Annotated in this window: 23 protein-coding genes; 8 read left to right on the top strand and 15 right to left on the bottom strand. The window is 49.9% G+C overall.

Features of this window, described 5'->3' with window-relative positions:
* Positions 1–104 precede the first annotated feature (104 nt).
* Positions 105–491: a hypothetical protein gene (locus ABFZ83_RS07510; RefSeq protein ID WP_411815932.1), complete on the bottom strand. Its 387-nt coding sequence runs from the start codon at positions 489–491 to the stop codon at positions 105–107.
* Positions 488–793: a rod-binding protein gene (locus ABFZ83_RS07505; RefSeq protein ID WP_411815931.1), complete on the bottom strand. Its 306-nt coding sequence runs from the start codon at positions 791–793 to the stop codon at positions 488–490. Before ABFZ83_RS07505 ends, ABFZ83_RS07510 begins: the two co-directional genes overlap by 4 nt.
* An 81-nt stretch (positions 794–874) precedes the next feature.
* Here ABFZ83_RS07505 and ABFZ83_RS07500 point away from each other — a divergent pair, with 81 nt between their 5' ends.
* A complete protein-coding gene (locus tag ABFZ83_RS07500) occupies positions 875–1996 on the top strand; it encodes a flagellar hook-length control protein FliK (protein ID WP_411815930.1) in 1122 nt (373 codons plus the stop codon).
* A gap of 31 nt (positions 1997–2027) precedes the next feature.
* On the top strand, positions 2028–2711 hold the full coding sequence (locus ABFZ83_RS07495; RefSeq protein WP_411815929.1) for a flagellar hook assembly protein FlgD: 684 nt from the start codon (positions 2028–2030) through the stop codon (positions 2709–2711).
* A 75-nt stretch (positions 2712–2786) separates the two neighbouring features.
* Here the strand turns inward: ABFZ83_RS07495 and ABFZ83_RS07490 are convergent, their stop codons facing one another.
* The 10 genes from ABFZ83_RS07490 to fliL all read right to left on the bottom strand — a co-directional run bounded on the left by ABFZ83_RS07490 (position 2787) and on the right by fliL (position 11191).
* Positions 2787–3335, bottom strand: coding sequence for a hypothetical protein (locus ABFZ83_RS07490; protein WP_411815928.1), 549 nt, complete (start codon positions 3333–3335; stop codon positions 2787–2789).
* A gap of 18 nt (positions 3336–3353) precedes the next feature.
* A complete protein-coding gene (gene flgH, locus ABFZ83_RS07485) occupies positions 3354–4103 on the bottom strand; it encodes a flagellar basal body L-ring protein FlgH (protein ID WP_411815927.1) in 750 nt (249 codons plus the stop codon).
* Positions 4104–4634, bottom strand: a complete 531-nt coding sequence (flgA, locus tag ABFZ83_RS07480) for a flagellar basal body P-ring formation chaperone FlgA (protein ID WP_411815926.1) — start codon at positions 4632–4634, stop codon at positions 4104–4106.
* A gap of 4 nt (positions 4635–4638) precedes the next feature.
* On the bottom strand, positions 4639–5424 hold the full coding sequence (gene flgG, locus ABFZ83_RS07475) for a flagellar basal-body rod protein FlgG (RefSeq protein WP_411815925.1): 786 nt from the start codon (positions 5422–5424) through the stop codon (positions 4639–4641).
* 25 nt (positions 5425–5449) lie between these two features.
* Positions 5450–6166: a flagellar hook-basal body complex protein gene (locus tag ABFZ83_RS07470; RefSeq protein WP_411815924.1), complete on the bottom strand. Its 717-nt coding sequence runs from the start codon at positions 6164–6166 to the stop codon at positions 5450–5452.
* Complete coding sequence (locus tag ABFZ83_RS07465) at positions 6163–8400, bottom strand: hypothetical protein (RefSeq protein WP_411815923.1); 2238 nt, start codon at positions 8398–8400, stop codon at positions 6163–6165. The genes ABFZ83_RS07470 and ABFZ83_RS07465 overlap by 4 nt, the downstream gene beginning before the upstream one ends.
* Positions 8401–8434: 34 nt before the next feature.
* Positions 8435–9304, bottom strand: a complete 870-nt coding sequence (motA, locus tag ABFZ83_RS07460; RefSeq protein WP_411815922.1) for a flagellar motor stator protein MotA — start codon at positions 9302–9304, stop codon at positions 8435–8437.
* Between the two features lie 88 nt (positions 9305–9392).
* Positions 9393–9938, bottom strand: coding sequence for a MotE family protein (locus ABFZ83_RS07455; RefSeq protein ID WP_411815921.1), 546 nt, complete (start codon positions 9936–9938; stop codon positions 9393–9395).
* Between the two features lie 3 nt (positions 9939–9941).
* Complete coding sequence (locus tag ABFZ83_RS07450) at positions 9942–10526, bottom strand: hypothetical protein (protein ID WP_411815920.1); 585 nt, start codon at positions 10524–10526, stop codon at positions 9942–9944.
* Positions 10527–10537: 11 nt separating this feature from the next.
* Positions 10538–11191 carry a flagellar basal body-associated protein FliL gene (gene fliL / locus ABFZ83_RS07445; RefSeq protein ID WP_411815919.1) on the bottom strand — a complete coding sequence of 218 codons (654 nt, stop codon included), beginning with the start codon at positions 11189–11191 and terminating at the stop codon, positions 10538–10540.
* A 135-nt stretch (positions 11192–11326) separates the two neighbouring features.
* Here fliL and fliF point away from each other — a divergent pair, with 135 nt between their 5' ends.
* Genes fliF through ABFZ83_RS07420 form a run of 5 tightly spaced genes read left to right on the top strand, consistent with a single transcriptional unit; the run spans position 11327 to position 15692 of the window.
* Positions 11327–12871 carry a flagellar basal-body MS-ring/collar protein FliF gene (gene fliF, locus ABFZ83_RS07440; RefSeq protein ID WP_411815918.1) on the top strand — a complete coding sequence of 515 codons (1545 nt, stop codon included), beginning with the start codon at positions 11327–11329 and terminating at the stop codon, positions 12869–12871.
* Positions 12872–13471 carry a hypothetical protein gene (locus tag ABFZ83_RS07435; protein WP_411815917.1) on the top strand — a complete coding sequence of 200 codons (600 nt, stop codon included), beginning with the start codon at positions 12872–12874 and terminating at the stop codon, positions 13469–13471.
* Complete coding sequence (locus tag ABFZ83_RS07430; protein ID WP_411815916.1) at positions 13468–13800, top strand: FliM/FliN family flagellar motor switch protein; 333 nt, start codon at positions 13468–13470, stop codon at positions 13798–13800. The genes ABFZ83_RS07435 and ABFZ83_RS07430 overlap by 4 nt, the downstream gene beginning before the upstream one ends.
* 24 nt (positions 13801–13824) lie before the next feature.
* The gene (gene fliP, locus ABFZ83_RS07425; protein WP_411815915.1) at positions 13825–14598 is read left to right on the top strand and encodes a flagellar type III secretion system pore protein FliP; all 774 of its coding nucleotides are present in this window, start codon (positions 13825–13827) and stop codon (positions 14596–14598) included.
* Positions 14598–15692, top strand: a complete 1095-nt coding sequence (locus ABFZ83_RS07420) for a FliG C-terminal domain-containing protein (RefSeq protein WP_411815914.1) — start codon at positions 14598–14600, stop codon at positions 15690–15692. The genes fliP and ABFZ83_RS07420 overlap by 1 nt, the downstream gene beginning before the upstream one ends.
* Positions 15693–15694: 2 nt before the next feature.
* Here the strand turns inward: ABFZ83_RS07420 and ABFZ83_RS07415 are convergent, their stop codons facing one another.
* Positions 15695–16624 (bottom strand): hypothetical protein, encoded by a 930-nt coding sequence (locus ABFZ83_RS07415; protein ID WP_411815913.1) that lies wholly within the window; start codon positions 16622–16624, stop codon positions 15695–15697.
* Positions 16621–17292, bottom strand: coding sequence for a hypothetical protein (locus ABFZ83_RS07410; protein ID WP_411815912.1), 672 nt, complete (start codon positions 17290–17292; stop codon positions 16621–16623). Before ABFZ83_RS07410 ends, ABFZ83_RS07415 begins: the two co-directional genes overlap by 4 nt.
* A gap of 157 nt (positions 17293–17449) precedes the next feature.
* Here ABFZ83_RS07410 and parC point away from each other — a divergent pair, with 157 nt between their 5' ends.
* On the top strand, positions 17450–19726 hold the full coding sequence (gene parC / locus ABFZ83_RS07405; RefSeq protein ID WP_411815911.1) for a DNA topoisomerase IV subunit A: 2277 nt from the start codon (positions 17450–17452) through the stop codon (positions 19724–19726).
* A 39-nt stretch (positions 19727–19765) separates the two neighbouring features.
* Here parC and ABFZ83_RS07400 read toward each other — a convergent pair whose 3' ends face one another.
* Entirely contained in the window at positions 19766–21250 is a 1485-nt protein-coding gene (locus tag ABFZ83_RS07400) for a hypothetical protein (protein WP_411815910.1), read from the bottom strand.
* Between the last annotated feature and the right edge of the window lie 31 nt (positions 21251–21281).

The raw sequence follows: 21281 nt of genomic DNA, 5'->3' as shown, positions 1-21281 counted from the left end.
TTTGTGCCTTTTTGACACGCGGTATGCCATTTAAGCAATTCCGCTTCGGTTGTTTCGCCGTATATTGGAAACTCTACAGTGCAAGACCTAACAAGCAATTAACGTCACGCTTTTGTGGTAACGGTTGATGCATTTGGATTGCGTAATTTATTACCATTTGCTCCGTATGCGCCTGTAGAAAAGTCCGCATCGCGAATTTTCTGAAGCCGTTTTCTGGCTTCGCGGGCCCCATCTGCAGTAGATTTCAGGATTTTCGCGTTCTCTTCGGCGCGTATACGTATTAAATTTAAGTCACCAATAAGTTGATCGGTTAACTGTTCTGAGGTTAACGCGCTGGCAACTTCTTCGAATTGAGCGAGCAATGATTCTTTTTGAAGCATCAATTTTGCGACTTCATTGAACGCTCGATTTGAAATTGCATTACGCTCATCATCGGTGACCTTGGAAAGGTCTTTTAGGATGGTCTTTAATTGCGCGATTGGATTTTTCATGATGAGCGACCTTTCAGTTGCTGGTAAATCTGATCAGCAAGACCGAACCCACCGTTATTTGTGATTTCTTCCGCATAGCTTTCGACAAGCATCCGGGAAAAGGCTTCTCCGCCGAAGCCCGAATTTTCAGAAAGGGCTTTATCAAAACCCGCATGGGATAGCATTTCTGCGATAAAAACAGATTCGAACTCTGCTGCGGATTTGCGAAGCGCTGCATCTTTATCGGCTGCGGCAGGTGCCGCTTTATTAACCTGATCGGCACTGGGCAGTGAAACGGCGATCGACAAATTGGGCGAAGCCATAAGTTACTCCGGATAAGAATAAATTTACCAAACCCTATGCGCCGTAACTAAAAAATAAGTTATCAAATGTAGAAAAGCCTTATGGAAAATAGTCATCTTTCATTTTTGACCGCATTAACTGGAACCGCCGCTGGCGATGGCTTTGCAAAAAAGTCTTCTAACGCGCTGGAAGGCGAGGGCGATGCGCCTGGTTTCTTCACCTTTTTAGAGAATTTATTGCAGCGAAGTTCGGACGATGAAAAGCCGAGTATCGCGACATTGGTTGATACAGATAACAATCTGTTAACGGCAAAGAGTTTCTCGGCGCAGGTGATGGATACTATTGGGCAAGAAGATACGGATTCCCTAAACTCAGCTTCATTAAATGCCGATCCGGAGGCTGGTTTAATTGCGGCACCCTTAACAATCGCGCCAAACCAAACTCTATCCTCTGATGGCGCTGTAGGTGCGCAGGCCGTAAAGCCACTCTTTTCGAATGGTTCAAATACGGTTTCCAATGGACTAACCATAAATTCAACGCTTTCATCCAATGAAAGTACCGATCTTGCCGGCGAGGGATTAGATATTGATCTGGCGGAATCGTTGGAAAGCGAATTACGGGTTCCGCTCAATCGGACACCAGCAACGAAACCGTTGGCTGCGTCACTGAATTCACAAATGGTTCCACTCGCACAAAATTCTGCGGCCGAATTAGTAGATCAGACTATTTCATCGGCTGTCTTTAGAGAAGGCGACGTCGAAGGCGTAGGCCGGCTGTCTGGAGCGAGGTCCGATGTCGTTACTACGGCTAATGATAAATCGATGTTTATTAATCCGATGCGGGATCAAATTGTCGCCGCTGTTTCGAACCGGCAGGGTGAGGGGCGATTAGAAGTTCGGCTCGACCCACCAGAATTGGGGAAGCTACTGATAGGGTTTGAAGGTGATGGTCCGGATAACATTGTCCGCGCGGTTATCTCTGCAGATTCCCCTGAAACATTAGACCTACTGCGTCGCAATGCTGACGTCTTTCAACGGGCGTTAGAAGAGCAGGGTATGGGAACACTGGACTTGGAGTTCCGGCAAGATAGTCAGCAAGAAAGCGATAAACCATCTTCGATTGAGTCATCTGACCATATGTCTTTGGCTGAAGCGGATGATGTGGAAGGGCAAAATCCCGTTGGTGTGATGATTGAGACGGGACGTGTCGATCGCCGACTTTAGTCGGTGTGGATTAATTCATTGGAGCTAGACCATGCAGTCAGTAACCCCAGCGGCAAGCCAGACACAAACTAATCAGACGAACAGCGCAAATAGCGCGACCAAAGATTCTGGTGTCGCCGAGGCTGTCGATTTTCAGAATTTTCTGACACTCTTAACCGCTCAGCTCAAACACCAAGATCCATTGGACCCTGCGGATTCCACCGAATTTGTTGCGCAACTTGCACAATTTTCGTCGGTTGAACAACTTGTGTCCGCGAACGATAAGCTCGATTCAATTGCTTCCTCAATCGTTGGCGATGGTTTCGATAAATATGCAAGCTGGATTGGTCGCGAAGCAGAAACTTCGTCTTCGTCGGCATATTTTGATGGCGCGAACTCTGTTCGGTTCCGCTTGTCCGGGTCAGAAGACGCGGCAACAATGACGACATCTATATTCAACCAGGCAGGCGATGAGATCGCTCAGATCAATGCCGCGAACACTAGCGCAGTTCAATCTTGGAACGGTCAAATAGATGGCGAACCTGTTCCTCCAGGAATTTATACAATTTCGGCTACTTATTTTGATGCTGAAGGCGAGCGCATCGGTAGCGAGGTCGCCAGCACCTTTAGTATCGTCAGAGAAGTTCGATTAAATGGCGATCAGCCTACAATCGTTTTGACTAGCGGTGTGGAAGTAAAGCCATCCGATGTGAAAGGGCTTGGTATTTCGGGCTAATCACAAAACCTGATTACAAAAAAAAAGCCGTGTCGGAATTCCGCCACGGCTTTTTTTATTGGATATTTTTAATCGCTAGTAATTCTGCATTCCAATATCGAGTATCAAAACGCTCCGCGCTGAATCTCCGATAATCGTCCGGCTTGTCTCAAGAAGCGCCTGTTTCGTTGCTTCCATTTTCTCACCATTTTCCAAAATTTGCGGGAGCATATCATCCGCGGCGAGTTCAAGAAGTTTTGACAAAAGTGCATCACGCAGGCGGGGTTCAAATGTATAGACCGCTTCGTCCATAGATGAATCGATCTCGATGTTAATATCGAGAATGACCATAGATTTTGGCTGGCCGTGCTTGATAACGGGCACAACAAACTGACGGCCAAATTTCATAAAGGTCGTGCTGCTTTTTCCTTCTTCGGAATCTCCATGCCCGCCTTTTTTCTTCTTCTTTTTAGCATGGCCAGCATTGTCTTTATTACCGTGACTTACGTCGCCGTCACTAGCAATCTGCTCTGCCGACGAATCATTTGAAGTTTTCGACGCTGATTGCATTTTGAAGAAATAACCGCCACCGCCGCCAGCGATAGCGGCAACAAGAATAACGATTATTGGTAGCAGCTTTTGCATTCAGTGTTTGTTCCTGAATTAGAATGGTGAAACCATATCTATGATTTGTTGACCATAACGCGCGCGCTGCAGATCGCTAATCTGACCACGACCACCATATGAAATACGTGCATCGGCGATTTTATCATAGGTGATGATGTTGTTTCGGGAGATATCTTCGGGGCGGATTACCCCCGCAACTAGCAATTCGCGCATTTCATAGTTCACACGCACTTCCTGACTACCAGAAATAGCGAGATGCCCATTTGGAAGAACGCCCAATACGGTCGCTGCGACCCGAAGTGTTATCCGCTCCTCACGTTTGATCGATCCGTCACCAGACGAATTAGTGTTTGAGGAAGTCTCAAGTGCAGGATTCAAATTCGCCCCGTCGGGCAGAACCTTTTCGACCAGTGAATTCACACCGAAAAACGTCGGAACCGAAAGGTCATCTGACGAGCTTCTTTTGCGATCGGTACGATTTTTAATTTCCGCTTCCTCGTCAATTTCAATGACGACGGTAACAATATCGCCTTGCTCGCGGGCACGACGGTCCCCGAATAGCGATTGCGGTCCGGATCTCCAAAGAGATGCAGTCGTTGTTTGCGCCTCTGTCGCGCGCTGAGGTTTGGGCGGAACATTGTAGCGCGATGCGGCGATAGCCGGAACTGGGTCACGCATTTCGCCCACAGCCGACATCGACGGTGGTTTCATCATGTGATCAAGCCGAGATGAGCATCCCGTTACGGTCAGCAAAATCGGCAACGACAATAAAAGTGCTTTATTCATTTAACGTGTCCTTGCCTGATTGGGGCCTGTTACGACCGCAGAAAGAATGATTTTCGATGAGAGATTCATGACACGCACGCCATCGCCCATCGCGCCAGAGTCAAGTGCCCGGCCTTCGGTCGTGATGACGAGAGGGCCGCGGACGAACTCGAGCGAAACAATTGCATTACGTTCAATAATCGTCGGGGGGCCTACATCGTTTTTGGTGATTGTCTTGCCAGCGTATACTGCACGCTTAATCTCTTTTCCGACAAAATCATCGAGAATAAATCCGTTGTCGTTTTCGATATTCAAATCCGACCGGTGGAGAATAGTACCCGCGCGCAAATTATTGACGGCCTTGACCACCGGAAGACTCACCGGGGTTTCAGCCTCCGCTTTAGTTGACGGTGCTTTCTCGACTTCAATGGTCGAGGCGATGATCGGCAAATCTGCGCCATCAACAAAAGGCGTAGAATGATCGGCCGCCGATAGCGAAACCGGAGCGCCGATAAATCCAAGCAAAGCAAGACTGGCAACGGAGTTTTTCATATTACTAACGGATTTGCGTTGTTGAGCCGAGCATTTGGTCAGCGGCTGATATGACTTTGGAATTGAGTTCGTAACCGCGCTGCGCTTCGATGAGATCGGCTATCTGCTGGACAACATCAACGGTCGACTCCTCAAGGTACCCTTGACGGATCGCGCCGCGACCATCGAGTCCCGGTTCGCCCGAAACCGCGGCACCAGACGCCTCAGTTTCGCGGAACATATTTCCGCCCAATGCTTCTAGGCCTTTTTCATTGACGAACATTGAGACAGTGAGTGTGCCAATTAATTGGCCACCTGCATCGCCGTCAAAATAAGCGTAAACTTCGCCATCGGTATTGACCGTAACTGAACGTGCATCTTCAGGGACCGTGATGCTACCGGCGAGGGGATAGCCTTCTGAGTTGACGATCAATCCTTCGCCCGTACGTTTAAAGGTACCGTCTCGGGTATAGGCTGGGTCACCGGAAGGCAGTGTCACCTCAAAGTAGCCGCGACCTTCGATAGCGAGATCGAGATCGCCGCCCGTTTGACGAAGCGAACCTTGTTCTACATTTACGGATACGGCAGATGTTCGTACGCCCAGTCCCATTTCTATGCCGGATGGAGCAACGAGCCCAGTCGACGATGAAATTGCGCCCGGCGCGCGTAGCTGTTGATAATGGAGGTCAGCAAATTCGGCGCGGCGCGCGGAATAGGCGGTCGTGCTCATATTGGCGATATTATTTGAGACGACTTCGACGCGCTTTTGTTGTGCGTCCATTCCCGTCGCTGCGATTCTTAGTGCTTGCATGTCGGCCCTCCTTCTATGTCGTGCCTTAGCGTTTTCTCATTGCGTCAACAGTTTTCGAGATTCGCTCGTCCTCATCTTTGAGCAATTGTTGGCCCAATTCATAAGCACGCTGAACTTCGATTAGTCGTGAAATTTCAACGACTGTATTGACGTTTGACCCCTCTACGAATCCTTGTCGTAAGCTTGGGGTTTCCAGAGTTTCATATCCGTTTGCCGCGCGAAGCAGGTTGTTGCCTTCGCGGGCAAGAGTTGTTGGATCAGCGTTCACAAGTCCAAGCCTGCCAACGGGCGCGCCATCCGCGGCAATTGTCCCGTCTGGTGCAATTGTCACATTGGTCGCGTTGGCGGGAATTGCGATTGGTGTTCCGCCTTCGCCAAGGACACGGTTTCCGTCTTGAGTAATCATTTGTCCTTCGGCATCAACGAGGAAATTACCAGCGCGTGTCAGTCTTTCTCCGCGCTGTGTTTCCACTAGGAAATAACCTTCACCATCAATCGCAACATCGAAGGTCCCGCCAGTTTCGACGAGACCGCCGGGCGCGGGATCAAAATAATGCCCGCCGACATTTGTTTGCGATATGCTACGGTCTTGGGGACCTAGTCGTTGAACATATTCGGAGAAAAGATAGCCTTCGCGCCGATAGCCTGTGGTATTGGCGTTCGCGACATTATTCGCGATGCTTGTCAGTTCTTTTGCGAGGCCGGCTTGTTTCGACAGCGCGACATAGCTCGTATTACTCATCGGCCTTCTCCTTTGGTGCCGAGACCGGTCTGCATAAAGAGTGTTTCTTTGGTGACGCCCTTTGAATAATCAGCAAGAACGTCAATCGCCCGGATGTTGAAGGGTGGGGCCGTTACAAACATGTGGGTTAAGGCAGCTAGGCGAGTTGGATCATTCGTAAGACGCTGCTTGATGCCTGAAGGCAGCTCACGTGCACCAGCATTCAATGATGCGAGAGCAACACGCGCGTCCAGCTCCGGTGTTTTTTCGTCGTCCGGCAGACGCTCATAAGCGTCGATAGCCAGCGCCCAATCTTTGATGCGCCAGGCGGCGGCGGGAATTTTATCGCTTGTCAGGCCCTTTGCGAGTGCCTGTTTGATCGATGATTTAGTACCGTTGTTGTCACGGATACGTTCATGCGCTGCGATGGCAATTTCTGTAAGTTCGGTACTGTCATTACCCTTAGTCGCAATCTCGATTGCCAATTTAGCATCGTCACCGTTAAGCGCGGCAAGTGCCAGAAGCGCGTCTATATTGGGCTGCCATTTGTCACCAATGCCAGAGACGGTTTTTGTTACAAGTTCGGTTGCCCCATATTGCGCAAGCTCTTTCGCGATTGCTAGATTGACTTCAGAGTCGCGTTCGTCTTCGCGCCCGTCGATGAAATCCTTATGCTGAAAATATGCACTTACTGCCGAAAGGCGCGTTTCGTTATCTTTCTGGAGAGCATCCATGATAATGGCACGTGCAAGTGTCTGACTTGCTGCCCTTGCTGGTAATACCGTGGAGGCGGTATTATCCAGAACCGCAATTCCGTCATTAATACGGCCAGCAGAAACTAACGCTTCCGCACCCGATAAAGCAGCGCGCGCATTAGATAAGGTGCCAACTTTATTAGATGATTGTGCCGCAAGGTCGTCGAGTAATCCGTCATAAGCAATTTCGGCTTTTTGACGATATTCATCAGCGAGGAGAGCAAGCGCCTTCGATTGGAGTGGACCCGGTGTTCGCGCAATTTCAGCGATCTGCACCGATGTAGGGCGGTCTACTGCGTTTTCATCCGCGCTTTGGCCTAACGCACGTTCAATTATGGCGATGGCTGCGGTTTTATCGCCATGGCGGGCACCTACAGCGAGTTCATAAAACGAGCGCGCAAGTCCTTTGTTTTTCTTTTCTAATGCATTTAAAGCGAGAACTTCGGCGATTGGCGCGCGGAGTGGTTCGGTGACTTCGGCAAGGGCTGCGACATGGGTCTCGCTCATTGTTGTCGCAAGTTCATCTTCGGGACCGGCTGCAGCAGAATAAGCGAGTTCGAAAAGGGGACCGCATGAGCGATATTTTGCAAGTGTTTTCTTGGCGCGAGCAGACGAGCCAGTTGCCAAATTTGCAAGGGCGGCAGTGACGATCATGTTTTCGTCGCCATTTTTACCGCGAGAACTCGCAACAGAACTCGCTTCTTCAAAAAAGCCTATGTGTAAATAAGCAATTGCAAGCGTATTGGCGAGATCGCGCCGTTCGTCTTCGTTATCAGTAATGTCAAAACGCTGCCGCAGATTGGCAATCGTGCCGTAGCTGATTTGATCTTGATCTGCGGAAGGTTGAGCGAAAAGAGTAGGATCAATGCAGGTGGTCGGCTCTGCGTCAATTGTTGCGTGTTCCGTCAGTGGTGCTTCGTCGACCAGCGGAACATCGTTCGTAAGCGTTTCAAAGCTGGCTTGTGTTATTTCAGTTACTTTTGAAGCTTCTTCCGCCGCAGCACGTTCATCATCAATTTTTAATTGAACAACCCCCTGATGCCGAGCTTCGGCGAGGAGGGAAATCATTCGGTCCCGTGCGGCTCGTAAATTCTCAGGCGTGGGATTCTCTTTATTAGTCTGCTCGTCTGATGCCGCAGTAATTGCGCCGTCATTGTCGATCAGGTTGACTGGGCCAGGGTTGAAAATATCAATTATGATTGAGTTTTCGGAACTTTTCGATGTGCGCACAGGGCAGTCGCAAGTAAGCGATAAGACCAGTGATTGGGCAGAACCGTTTGTAATGGCTTTTGCTGATAGGACCCGATGCGCTTTGCGCTTTTCCATCAATTCAGAAAGATCAAATGAAAAGTCCTGATCGGGGAATGCAATTTCGATTTTTCGATTAGATGTCGCAATACGCCAATCGTCCGGTGCATTAGGAATGACCAGACGTGAATACTCGCCATGTTCACCCGCACGAACGGGCAATGTCTGCGCCGCGTTAGCGGCAACAGGCATAATTAAAATACTTATGGCGAACAATAATCGCATTTTACGCGGCTTCTTTCTTTAGCGCCTTCAACGCTTCTTCTATTTCAGCAAAGTCCGGACGGTCGTGGCTTGGAATATTCCGTCGCGCGACTTCGACGCACATTTGTGGTGTGTGCATTTGCAGGTGGGCGACGATCGTCTCGCGAATGAGTTTGTAAAACCGTTGCTCTTCTTCGTTCACGGCCATGATTTTTTCCGCAAGCGGGCCGACGATCGAATAAGCTAGGAAAACACCCAAGAAAGTTCCGACCAATGCGCCGCCAATCATTTGGCCCAAGACTTCTGGTGGCTTGTCGATGGAGGCCATCGTTTTGATAACGCCGAGGACCGCAGCAACAATGCCAAGTGCGGGGAGGGCGTCCGCCATTTTCTGAAGTGCGTGGCCGCCATGCATACTTTCTTCGTGCAGGGCTTCGAGTTGCTTTTCCAATAGGTCTTCAACCTGGTGGGGGTTGTCGAAGTTCATCAAAATCGACCGTATGGTATCGCAAATGATGTCGGTCGCTTCGTGATCCTTCGCGATTTTTGGATAACGGCCAAAAATCGTCGACTCATCTGGATTTTCGATATGGGCTTCTGCCTGAACCGGACTTTCTTTTGCAACCCGCAACAGTTCGTACATCAAGCAAAGCAGGTCTTGATAATCAGAGCGTTTCCATTTGGGGCCTTTCAGCGCCTTTACGACGTCACCGCCAGCTTGTTTTATGACGGTAAAGCTATTTCCGACGACGAAGGCACCAATTGCGGCCCCTCCGATCATCATCATTTCATAGGGTAAGGAATGGGTAATAATTCCCATCTTGCCGCCAGCAATGATATAGCCGCCGAAGACCATACCAAGCGTAATTACTATTCCGAGGATCGGGCCCATGTCACCACACAGTAAGAATTTACAATTTTACGCACTCGTTTAACGAGTACAGCAGGAAGAGGTTAATCTTCGCTGAAACTGATCAGTCTTATTGCGATTGTTGTGATTGATTTGCGAGAATTACACTCACTAAATACGCTTTTTGCGAATCCATGTTCGCGACAACTTGCGCTGCTTGTTCGTTGTTCATCGCAGCGAGAAGTCCTGCAGCAAATTTGGCGTCCATTTCATTGATGATCTGACCTGCTTGTGCGGGCTTCATTCCCTCATAAATCGCAGCCAGTTTCTGTACGTCCTCATTTCGGGCAGTTTGCACAGCTTGAATATTTTTCTGTAGCTTATTGTTAGCGACATCGAGTTCAGCCAATCGCTTTTCAATCTGCGCCTCATAGGTTTCAAGCTCAGCTTCGCGGTCTGCGATTGCTGTTTCGCGTTGGTCAAGCGCGTGCATTCGGTCTTTCACGGCCGATGCCAATTCGCCGTCCACACAAGTGGCTACGGCTGCTGGCTGACTAAGCTTAGCCATATCACTCGCGTTCGTTTTTTCCGCGACATCGGAGGCAAGAACTGCAATTCGGCCAATGAAAGAGCCGAAAAAGATTACCCCGAGAACAAGTAACGCTCTGGTTTTCATGATTTAACCGGCAAGCCTTTTTAATTTACGCGAATTCCGAGCGTTCATAAGGGCAGTGGAAACCTTTGACGACGCACGAAGCGGTGTTTCTTCTTCTGCGGGGTCATCAAGATAGGCGACATTGTCGTCTTCTTGAGCGGGTATATTCGCGGGCGTACCAGGGCCGTCAGGGTCCGTTCCGTCTTCTAGGAAAAAATCGATTTGTTCGTCGAGGCGCTGCTGAAGATCACGCGCTTTCTCAAGACGTTCATCAAGCGATGCCGTTGCAGCGGTCGATGCGTCGTTAACGTCACGGATTGCGATTTCTGCCAGCTCACTCAGAACATCAATCATTTCGCTTAGCTGCGGCAGGATATCTTTGGTCTCATCGATCAGCGGTTTCAGTTCATTGATCGACTGAGCACTGGACTCTTTTGCAAGGGTCACCGTTGATCGTGCTTGATCGACCGTATGCGACATAGTCGCAATCGTGGCTCCGAGACCTTTTTCTGTATTCTTGAGCGCTTCTAGTTTGCGGCTCAGAATGAAGCAGTAAAATGTTGCAGCGCCGGAAGCAGCAAGCAGCATAAAGTTGACGATCATCTCCATGATAGAGCCTCTTAGGTTAGTACGAATTCTGTGATTAAGACGTTGTTCAAGGTCGCATCAGGAACAATAGCTCGAATACGTCGCAGGATTTGCGCGCGTAGACGCGACATGGATGCGGGATCTTCCAATACCGAGGAATCGATGGAGCGGAGGAAGGTATTCAAAACATCCTGTATATAATAACCGTGATCAAGCATGATCGCGGCACCATCATCATCGGTTTCAAGGACAAGCGAGATTTTTACGTGTTTTGACCGGCCAATTGGCTGGACAGAGATGACCATCGGATCAAGGACGAGAAATGTCGCAAAGTCGTTATGTTGGATTTTACCGATCGGTTTGACGGCGCTTTCACCGTCTTTTTCATCGCCGTGACCCTTGCCGGATTTCTTTTTTTTCTTCTTTTTGCTGTCGTCGTGAGCAGCTTTTTTCTCTGAATGCGGGTCAGTTTCCTGTTCGCCACTCAAGGTCTCATCTGCATATTCATTATCGGAACTGGTCGTCGGGGCAAATACAAATGCCGCGCCGCCAGCAATGCCGGCGGCAGCAACGGCCCCAATAATCATGGGAATTAAGCCAAGGCCTTTGCTTTTTGCCTCGTCGCCGCCGTTCTCATTTTCCGGCGCGGAATTGGCATCGTTATTTTTGTTTTTCGCGTCAGACACGGATTTGTGCACCTATCAATTACCGGCACACCATAGACCGCGAAACGTAAACCCAAAATTAATCAAAGAACTAGAAATTAACCAAGAAATTTCAGGAAGGTGCCAAATGTACTTTCCAGTGAAGGTGTGGCCGAAATGTTCAAACTTGCTTCTGTCTGGAACCAACTCTCTAACTCGAGAAAAGCAATCCTGGTTGGCGTGCTAGTTGCGACACTGATTGTATTCTCTGCTGTGATGAATGTCGCGACGAAACCGCGTATGGCCTTTCTATATGGCGGGCTAGACGCATCTGCAGCGGGGGATGTACTCAGCGCCTTAGAGACGATGGATGTCGATGCTGAAGTGCGCGGCGAGGCAATCTATGTGCCCGAGTCAAGGCGTGATTCATTGCGCATGGCATTAGCGCGCCAAGGCCTGCCAAGACAGGGACAACCGGGATTCGAACTTCTTGATGAATTAAATGGCTTTGCAACGACTTCGGAAATGTTTGACGCAGCTTATTGGCGCGCGAAAGAAGGCGAATTAGCACGCACGATGTTGTCGACGCCGGGCGTAAAATCAGCGCGCGTTCATATCGCCGTACCAAAATCTTCCTCATTCTCGCGCCATCGCCGTCCGCCAAGTGCTTCGGTCACAGTAACAATGGGGCGAGGACGTCTAGACGTGCAGCAAGCAACTGCAATGCGCTATCTTATTGCGCTTGCGGTCCCGGATCTCGAGCCTGAACAGGTAGCGATTATAGACTCAGTGAACGGAATGGTCCTGAAGCCCGGCACGGATAACCCGATGATGCAAGCTGAAGGGGATGGTGCGGACCGCGAAGCGCGGCTTGAAGCCAATTTATTGAATCTCTTGGAGGCCCATGTTGGGCCCGGCAATGCGCGGGTGACTGTCTCTTTGGACATTGACCGGGAGCGGGAAACTGTTTCTGAGCGTATTCTTGATCCGGAAAGCCGTGTCCTGATGGGGCGTGAAACAACAGATATGCAGCAATCTGAAACTGGGTCTGCAGGCGGCGCTGTGACTGTCGCGAGTAATTTGCCTGATGGTGACGCCGCGGCTGGAAATGGCGAGTCGCGCTCAACGCGGTCAGAGACAAATGAACAAACCCGGTTCGATATTTCAGAGGTGCAACGTTCACGTGAGAAAATGCCTGGTGCGATTTCTCGGGTTCATGTAGCCGTATTGATCAATGAACCGACTGCTGCGGAAGGAGAAACCGCAACGCCGCGTAGTGATACTGAGCTTCAGGCGCTCCGTGATCTGGTGACAGCGTCTGTTGGCTATGATGAAGCGCGGGGCGATATCGTCACCGTAAAATCAATGCCGTTTCATGAATATGAGGCCGTTGAAACACCAGAGGCCACGGGCGGCGTGATGCTGTTTATTCAGCAAAACATCATGTCGATTCTTCAGATTGTAATTCCAGCGCTCGTCGTCATCGTTCTTGGCATGTTCGTTCTCAAGCCAGTTCTGACCCAAGATGTAACTGGCGGTGAGGGCGCATTGGCATTGACCGACATGTCGGAAGGTCAAAACGCTGAAGCACAGGCTGCGCCAGCACAATTGACGGCGGCAAAAACACCGCTCGAAGAACTCCGTGATGTGAGCGCAAGCAATAAAGAAGCAACGGCGACACTATTGAAATCCTGGCTAGGTGATACGGAACGGGCGGCGTAGATGAGTACAAAAGCGATCAATCGCTCGAACTTACCGCAAAGCTCGACCCGGGGTGTGCGGTTTCCGTCACTGACGACGGAACAACCGACCGCTGCCGATATCGATCGGGCGAGCGACGCCTATAAAGCGGGATTTGCTGAAGGGCGGGCTTCGATCGCCGCAGAGTCAGCTGATCTCGCCAAGGTGCAAGAATCCTTCGCCCGCAATGTCGAAGCGGCGATGGAAAATATAGACGCATTATACCGTGACGAGTGTCTCGCCCTCGTCAAACGCTTATTCGCTGCTATTGCGCCGACACTCGCGAAAAAATCCACTCTGTTGGATATCATGGCGCTTGTTGAAGAGCGCGTGCTTGGGGCGCATGCTGAAATTAATCTGCATGTTCATCCATCGATGATTGAACATTTAAGCGACACTCAACGCAAAATTTTCGATGACAATCCGCTGATGCATTTACACACAGACGAAAACGCTTCACCGGCGTCGATAGACGCAAAATGGGCGCGCGGCGGATTGTTTCATGACCCCGATAGTTTGATTGCTGAAATTCTCGGTGCCTTGGGCGAAACCGATACACCTACACAGGAGCCTGATCAATGAGTGAAGAAAACGATATCGTTAGCGAAGAGGCGACTGAAGCTGGTGCTGCGGTAGCCGATATGTTGAGTGGTGACGGTGCTGCAAAAAATAAAAATATTCTCGAGCTGCCGGTTCGTATCGTAGTTTCTGTCGGCGCTGCGCAAATGACCGTACAACAGCTTTTGGAATTGAAAAAAGAAACTGTCATCGATCTCGAAGCATTGATCGATGACCCAGTTGATATTTTTGTTGGTGAGCGTCTGATTGCTCGCGGCGAACTCGTTGAAGCGACGGATAATGAAAATGGGATCGGTGTTAAGCTCGTTGAGATTTGTGGGTTAGGCAACTAGCGACCGAGATCCTTAGGAAAAATAATGAAACGCTTTCGCCTACTATTGTCGCTCACTATCCTTGTGCTCATTGCCATGACTGGCATTGCAAATGCGCAGGAAATTGCACCGACTGATGCACCGGAAATTGGTGAAGCGTTTGACGACGCCGTTGCAGAAGCAGGCGGCCTATCGAAGCGAATAATTCAAACTTTCGTTTTGGTGACGGTCCTTAGTCTCGCACCGGGAATTGCGATGATGGTGACTTGTTTGCCATTCATGTTGATCGTTTTGTCAATTTTGCGTCAGGGCGTTGGTTTGCAACAGGCACCGCCAAACATGCTTATTGTCAGTGTCGCGATTTTCCTGACCTATTTTGTCATGGAACCGGTTTTCAAAGAGGCTTGGGTTGCTGGCGTAGAACCATTATTGAATGGGACGCTTAGCGAAGAAGTTGCCTTTAAAGAAATTATGCAGCCTTTTCGGCTCTTTATGGACGCTCGAGTAGACCCGGGTGCTGTGGATATTTTACGTGACGCCCGACCAATAGAGACAGCTCAGCCTGTCGATGGTTCCACTCCTTTGTCATTGCTTGTTCCGGCATTTGTTTTGTCCGAAATCCAACGGGCTTTTGAAATTGGTTTTATAGTGCTGCTGCCATTCCTCGTCATTGATCTGCTGGTCGCATCTATTTTGATGGCGATGGGTATGATGATGGTGCCGCCAGCAATCGTTTCCCTCCCTTTTAAAGTTTCGTTTTTTGTCCTCACGAATGGCTGGGTTGCCGTGTCTGGGGCACTTGTTAGAGGATATTCGTGATGGCGACGTCACTTCAAAAAACTGAATCCCGTCAAGAAGGCCATGTTGAGACTTGGTTCACGAAGACGCATAAAGCGGCCATCATTCTAGCCTCGTTAAGTGCGGAGACAGCGGCAGAAATCGTCGACGACATTAGCGATGCGCAATTGCGCGCTTTTGCAAAGGCGTTTTCCGAGCTAAAATCCGTATCACCGCAACTCCTTCAGGCGATTGCTGAGGAGTTTCTTTCGGAGGTCAACAAAACAGATCAAGACCTCGCGGGCGGTGTGGACGAGGCACGGCGCGTTCTGGGTATGATGACCGAAGAAGAGCGCGCGAATCGGATTTTATCGGAACTTGCAGGCGGTGGCACGCAGGCTGTATGGGTACGGATCGAACGTGTTGAAGATAAAACGGTTGCCGAATACGTTCAGGCCCAAAGATTGCCCGTAGCCGCTACAATTCTTTCAAAACTGAGCTTTGAAAAAACCGCCAGAGTCCTTGATCACACTGAGGGGGATTACGCCAAGAAAATTCTGTTGGAGCTTGCGCGGAAACAGCCGCCTTCGGCAGAGGCGCTTGATGCGATTGCAAACGTATTGGAAGAAGACCTTCTCAAACCTGTTGGCGGTACGGGCGACGAAGAAGAGGGGGCAAGTTCAGCAGGGAATGCCGGTGCTGTGGTTGGTGAGATTATAAACTTCTTGCCTGCCACCAAGCGTGATGCGTTTCTTGCGCACCTACAGGATGTCGATCCGGAAGTTGGCTCAGAGGTGCGCAAATCGGTTTTGACATTCGAGGAGCTACATACAAGATTGCCAGCCGCCGGTGCACCAACTGTTTTGCGTGATCTGGAGCGAGAGACATTGTTGACAGCGATCAAACACGGTGAAACGAACGCACCGGAAACGGTAGAGTTTCTGTTTGCCAATATTTCTAAACGAATGGTCGAGCAATATCGCGAAGAGTTGGCGGAAATGGATGCGCCTTCCGAGGCAGATGGCGAAGCGGCACAACGTCAGGTTACTTCCATCGTTCGCACATTGGTTTCGCAAGGCGAGTTTAAGTTGACCGCAATTGTCGAGGACGAAAATGCGCCAGCTGCGGAGGGGTAAACTCAAGTTTCGAGAATATTCGAGACGAGTTTAACGAGTCGGTCCGCGTTTGAAATCCCGTTTCGCGTGGGTCGCCCAAAATATCCATTGATACCAGCGTGAACCATATCGGGCAGGATGTATTTCTTTATCCGCCCGTCATGTTTTGCGATATTCCAGTTCGAATGCGGCACGATTGACCACCTTTCAGGAAACATGATTGCGCCGAATTTCTGGATGTTATCCCCATCGCCGATGATATGATGAAGCTTCGAAACATATTGCAGGCCCGGATCAGACGCGATTACGCCACCTAGCGAAATAACGCGTACAGGCGCGGAAAATCGTGCAGTGAGAAACGACGTTGCCCCCACAGCGACCTGTGCGCCGCCACTATAGCCGATGATTGTAATCGGCGGCCCGCCCTTAATTGGATAACCAGCTTTAATGAGCGCATCTTCGATGACCGAGGCCGCACCTTGGTTGAAAATTGGTCCGTAGCGGTGATCGGCAGATACCATCACTTGGAAAATATTTCTTAGATTGATAAGCGCCGACAAAATCGATTGACGGCCGTCGAGTTTCAATTTTTGCACGCGTCGCCAGATTTGGTCGAACAGGCGCGGTGATTCCAATAGGGGAAGTCCCTGCGGTGAATAAGGAAAAATATCGCTTATGATGACCGTATCGGGGACCGATTTTCTCAGCCGTCGGATGAAAGCGCGCTCCCTAGGTAAAAGGAAATTTCCGGAAAGCGATGCCACACCCGAAAGATAAACGACATATTGTCGTCCAGAGTCTTCGTCTCGTTTTTTAATAGGTTTTAGATCATCAAGTTCCGCTTCGGTCCACCCGGCCCACCAACTAAGCGTTTCCAATGGGGAGAGGGCCGCGGTAATAATGAGCGCGAAAAATCCAAAACCCAGCGCCACCAATAAGATGCTTGAAATCATGAGTGTCGCTCTGGGTTTATGCGTTTCGCCAGATCGTCGAGTATTTTTGCGGGTGTGCGGTCTAGGGCTGAGCCAGAGATCAGGACGCGAAGTCGGCCAAGCGGACGAGCAAGGAGGTGCCCAAGATAGGTGCGCAGCCCATAGGATAAAAGCCAGCCTATTGACCCACAAAAGAGCGCGGCACCGACCGGCATATCAAGCGCCACATGCAAACCAAAAACGACGAGCGCCATGGCCCACGCTTCGAGAAAGTTTGCTAAAGCGACCCCGAAATATGGCGCTAGGGAGAGAAATGCGAAAAGCCGAGGGGAAAACGACAGTGCAATGATGCCGATGGCGGCGGCTATTTCCGATGGTGCCAATGTGCCGATCCGGGTTAGTGGTGCGACTATAATCGTCGCTAAAGCCCAAATGATGGCCGTCACGATGTAGGTGACCCCGGTAAAGGCGAGGCTTGCCAGAAAGCGGTAAAGGGGAACCCGATTAATCACGAGGATCACGCTTTGGCCGGTCATTTCCGAAACACCGGCTAAGAAGGCAATTAATAACGCGGTATTTCGGGCCTCCGACGACAGTGCCGCGCGCACGAATGCGGAGGTGCCAAACCACATTGCCGACCAAGCGAGGTCGAAAAACAGGCCTAAAAAGGCGAAAAGATCAGCAAGCATCGACGGCCCTTCAGCCAAAAATTGACCCGGTTCAGTAGATCGGAATTCTAGCGAATCCGCCTTCCTTGCCAACCAGAGGGGATTTCTTGCGTAATTTGGGAAATTTGATGTTTTCCACAGGCTGGCGAAGGCCGAAGACTCTGCTATGGCGTAGCGTATGAAAAGATCGAAGACCAAAACCGCGAAAACGAAGAAGCCCACGAAGCCAGAAGATATTTTTCTGGAGCCATTTGATGAGGCATTGTCGCAACGCTATTTGGCGTATGCGCTGTCTACGATTACGTCCCGTGCGCTGCCGGACGTGCGAGATGGGCTGAAGCCAGTCCATCGCCGCATTCTTTACGCGATGCGCCAGATGAAGCTGAGCCCCTCGGGTGGATTCAAAAAGTCGGCCAAAGTCGTCGGCGAGGTGATGGGTAATTTCCACCCTCATGGTGACAGCGCAATTTACGATGCGATGGTCCGATTGGCGCAGGATTACTCGGTTCGCGTGCCATTGGTCGATGGTCAGGGAAATTTCGGTAATATCGACGGCGATAATGCGGCCGCGATGCGTTACACGGAAAGTCGACTTACGGCGGCGGCGCAGCTGCTGCTTGATGGTATTGATGAAGATACAGTCGATTTTCGCGAGACCTATGACGGTGAGGGGAAAGAACCCGTCGTTCTGCCCGCCGCATTTCCTAACCTTTTAGCAAATGGTGCGAACGGTATCGCGGTGGGGATGGCGACTTCGATCCCGCCACATAATCCGGCGGAACTAATCGATGCTTCATTGCACCTAATTAAATCACCGAATGCGCGAACCGAAACGCTGCTAAAACATGTGAAGGGGCCTGACTTTCCCACAGGCGGTGTTTGTGTAGAAGACGCCGCATCGATGGAAGAAGCCTACGCAACGGGGCGAGGAAGTTTCCGGGTAAGAGCGCGGTGGGAAACCGAAGATCTCGGGCGTGGTCGTTATCAGATCGTTGTCACCGAAATTCCATTCCAGGTTCAAAAATCGAAATTGATCGAAAAAGTCGCCGAACTCATGCACGCGAAAAAACTGCCGATATTGGCGGACATTCGTGATGAGAGCGCGGAGGACATTCGTCTTATTCTTGAGCCGAAATCGGGATCAATCGACCCAGCCGCGTTGATGGAAAGCCTTTTCAAGGTGACTGACCTAGAATCGCGCGCATCGTTGAATATGAACGTTCTTGGTGCTGATGGTGCGCCGCGCGTTATGGGCTTGCGCGACGTTTTGCAGGCCTACCTTGATCACCGAAAAGACGTTCTTCGCCGCCGTTCCGAGTTCAGGCTGGATAAGATCGCTAAGCGATTGGAAATTCTTGATGGTTTTCTGATTGCGTATCTCAATATTGATGAAGTTATTCGGATCATCCGCTATGAGGACGATCCGAAAGCCGAATTGATGAAGGCTTTCAAGCTGACCGAAACGCAGACCGAAGCCATCCTAAATATGCGTCTGCGGTCATTGCGCAAGCTCGAAGAAATCGAGATTAAAACCGAACATAAAGCACTCAAACAGGAACAAAAAGAACTTAAAGCCCTGTTGAAATCAGATGATGCACAATGGGCGAAAATTAGTACGGAACTAAAAGACGTTCGTAAGATATTCGACCCTAAATCCGAACTGGGCCGTCGCCGTACCGAAATTGCGGATGCTCCCGTTCTCGAAGACATCGACCTTTCTGTTTTGGTAGAAAAAGAACCGGTCACCATCGTCATATCCGAAAAGGGATGGGTAAGGACGATGAAAGGTCATCTAGAAGATCTTAAATCCGTAAAATATAAGGAAGGCGATCGACAGCAATATGTCGTCCATGCGCAAACCACTGATAAGCTTATGTTGTTTGCGACAAATGGAAAGTTTTATGCGCTTGATGTTTCGGGCTTGCCTGGCGGGCGTGGACATGGTGAGCCAATTCGCCTGATGGTGGATATGGGAAATGACGATGCTATTGTATCGGCGTTTATTTATAAGGGCGGCCGGAAATTTTTGTTGGCGTCTTCGTCGGGGCACGGATTTGTCGCGCCAGAGGATGAATGCCTATCGAATACCCGTAAGGGAAAGCAGGTTTTGAATGTTCCGTCAGGCGCGGAAGCGGCAGTGTGCAGACCGGCTCCGGCGAAAATCGGCAATAATGATATGTTGGCCGTGGTTGGCGAGAATAAGAAATTCTTGGTGTTTGAAGCGAGCGAATTACCGGAGATGAGCCGCGGTAAGGGAGTTGTATTGCAGAAATACCAAGGCGGCGGTCTCTCTGACGCAAAGATATTCCAGAAAAAAGAGGGGCTGACGTGGACTGATCGTTCTGGTCGGACGCAAACTGTAGACGATTGGAAAACCTATGTTGGCAAGCGCGCTCAAGCGGGCCGTATTGCACCCAAAGGGTTCCCGACGTCGAAAAAGTTCGGTGCTGATTAATCGGTAGGTTTGGCGATCGATACGTTTTGCGTCGCTACGCTAGTGCAGAACGGTTTTGGTTCGTATTCCCTTTATCGATCTTAGCTTATCAACGATCATTTTATGGTCATTGATAGTGTTTTCGATAAATAGGCTCACACCTTCGGGATGGTCTTTCCCCTCCCACTCGAGCAATAGATTTGCGGCGGCGCGCGTGGCAACGATATTGTTCAGGCCGGCGAGCACCAATGGTGGCGCAACACCGGAATAACGCGCATTGACCTGCAGCAAGATGCTGACAAACTGGCCAAAATCGGGCTCACGCGAAAAAGCGCTATATCCATCATTGTGAATTTGGAAGTAGTTGATGCACCATTGGCTGGCTCGTTCCGCCTCATTTCTTTTTCGAATGCTGTCGGCGAGCTGCGCAATGAGGCCGGTTCGAATGGGCGTAGAATTGCGTTGTGGGAAGTCGGCTTTAAGCGTTTCTAGTAAAGTATCAAATTTAGAATACCCACGAATTTTCACCGCGACTGCGAGTGCTTCTATGAAGCCGGGAGACTGCGTGGAAGAAAGCGCAGCATCAATTTTGATTCGATTGGGTTCAAAGTCGAAAATGGCCAATATTTTCATTGTGAGGTCGAGGTCATGTTCGTGCGAACGGAGAATTATTTTGCCGCGATCTGGCGAAAGCAACTCTTCGTAGATATGCGCCAATGAATTAAGCGCGGAAGTGTCTAATTCGCGTCCTTCCAAATGATCAATTAGGCGGAATAAAATATCTGTCTCGCATGCAAATAATTCTGGGTCTGACCATACCACCCCTGTGGCAGCTTCGGATGCTATATTTGACATGAAATGAAGTATGCCGACGGCTAAATCATTGTCGATAAATGGCATGCGAACCGCACCGCGCATATCAACATTCTCGATTAGGTTTTGAATATAAGATATATATTCAGAGGTGTTCTCGCCGAATACTTCGGAAGTTGAAACGGATTCATATCCGTGCCGCAGCACCCATTCTTTTACAGGGTCTGGGCATTCTGATGTAAGGCCGTCGATGATTTCCTCATGTGCTTCCCAGCAACCGGCCTTCGCCAACGAAAAAACGAGACCGTCGTTTTCTAATTCTTTGTGCGATGGAATTGAGGGTACATCCTGTATGAATTGGATGTCATGGGAGCTCCGTGCAAGGAAAATGATCTGACCATCATCCGGTAGGGATTCCAAGCTTCTAAGGAGTTTTAACGAATTACTGACAGCGACCCAATGTGGCGACGAAGGTACTATTGTCGTCAAGAACTCTGACAGAGTCGCAAGCCTTTCCTCCACTTTGAGGATTTGTGTTGCGATTTTCTCGACAATTTCCTTACGGAAATGATTTGCACAAAGAGTGCAATAGAGTTTCTCCGCTGTTTTTTGTGTTTGAGATTCCGTAAATTGTAATGCGACATGAACGAATTTTTTCGAGACGGTGTTTGAATCAATCCCTTCGGGGAATATCTCCGCATTTTTATCGGCGACGGAAATATCAATACTCATTGAATCGCGAGTAGCGCTATTTAAATAGCGA

It is taken from the genome of Hyphococcus formosus (genome assembly GCF_046736345.1).
Classification (GTDB): domain Bacteria; phylum Pseudomonadota; class Alphaproteobacteria; order Caulobacterales; family Parvularculaceae; genus Hyphococcus; species Hyphococcus formosus.
The sequence above is the reverse complement of the archived record's forward strand: the minus strand, read 5'-3'. Positions and strand labels throughout refer to the sequence as shown.

Coding starts and splice junctions, on each gene's coding strand:
- ABFZ83_RS07510 (WP_411815932.1), bottom strand. CDS start 491: ATGAAAAATCCAATCGCGCAATTAAAGACCATCCTAAAAGACCTTTCC.
- ABFZ83_RS07505 (WP_411815931.1), bottom strand. CDS start 793: ATGGCTTCGCCCAATTTGTCGATCGCCGTTTCACTGCCCAGTGCCGAT.
- ABFZ83_RS07500 (WP_411815930.1), top strand. CDS start 875: ATGGAAAATAGTCATCTTTCATTTTTGACCGCATTAACTGGAACCGCC.
- ABFZ83_RS07495 (WP_411815929.1), top strand. CDS start 2,028: ATGCAGTCAGTAACCCCAGCGGCAAGCCAGACACAAACTAATCAGACG.
- ABFZ83_RS07490 (WP_411815928.1), bottom strand. CDS start 3,335: ATGCAAAAGCTGCTACCAATAATCGTTATTCTTGTTGCCGCTATCGCT.
- flgH (WP_411815927.1), bottom strand. CDS start 4,103: ATGAATAAAGCACTTTTATTGTCGTTGCCGATTTTGCTGACCGTAACG.
- flgA (WP_411815926.1), bottom strand. CDS start 4,634: ATGAAAAACTCCGTTGCCAGTCTTGCTTTGCTTGGATTTATCGGCGCT.
- flgG (WP_411815925.1), bottom strand. CDS start 5,424: ATGCAAGCACTAAGAATCGCAGCGACGGGAATGGACGCACAACAAAAG.
- ABFZ83_RS07470 (WP_411815924.1), bottom strand. CDS start 6,166: ATGAGTAATACGAGCTATGTCGCGCTGTCGAAACAAGCCGGCCTCGCA.
- ABFZ83_RS07465 (WP_411815923.1), bottom strand. CDS start 8,400: ATGCCTGTTGCCGCTAACGCGGCGCAGACATTGCCCGTTCGTGCGGGT.
- motA (WP_411815922.1), bottom strand. CDS start 9,304: ATGGGCCCGATCCTCGGAATAGTAATTACGCTTGGTATGGTCTTCGGC.
- ABFZ83_RS07455 (WP_411815921.1), bottom strand. CDS start 9,938: ATGAAAACCAGAGCGTTACTTGTTCTCGGGGTAATCTTTTTCGGCTCT.
- ABFZ83_RS07450 (WP_411815920.1), bottom strand. CDS start 10,526: ATGGAGATGATCGTCAACTTTATGCTGCTTGCTGCTTCCGGCGCTGCA.
- fliF (WP_411815918.1), top strand. CDS start 11,327: ATGTTCAAACTTGCTTCTGTCTGGAACCAACTCTCTAACTCGAGAAAA.
- ABFZ83_RS07435 (WP_411815917.1), top strand. CDS start 12,872: ATGAGTACAAAAGCGATCAATCGCTCGAACTTACCGCAAAGCTCGACC.
- ABFZ83_RS07430 (WP_411815916.1), top strand. CDS start 13,468: ATGAGTGAAGAAAACGATATCGTTAGCGAAGAGGCGACTGAAGCTGGT.
- fliP (WP_411815915.1), top strand. CDS start 13,825: ATGAAACGCTTTCGCCTACTATTGTCGCTCACTATCCTTGTGCTCATT.
- ABFZ83_RS07420 (WP_411815914.1), top strand. CDS start 14,598: ATGGCGACGTCACTTCAAAAAACTGAATCCCGTCAAGAAGGCCATGTT.
- ABFZ83_RS07415 (WP_411815913.1), bottom strand. CDS start 16,624: ATGATTTCAAGCATCTTATTGGTGGCGCTGGGTTTTGGATTTTTCGCG.
- ABFZ83_RS07410 (WP_411815912.1), bottom strand. CDS start 17,292: ATGCTTGCTGATCTTTTCGCCTTTTTAGGCCTGTTTTTCGACCTCGCT.
- parC (WP_411815911.1), top strand. CDS start 17,450: ATGAAAAGATCGAAGACCAAAACCGCGAAAACGAAGAAGCCCACGAAG.
- ABFZ83_RS07400 (WP_411815910.1), bottom strand. CDS start 21,250: ATGAGTATTGATATTTCCGTCGCCGATAAAAATGCGGAGATATTCCCC.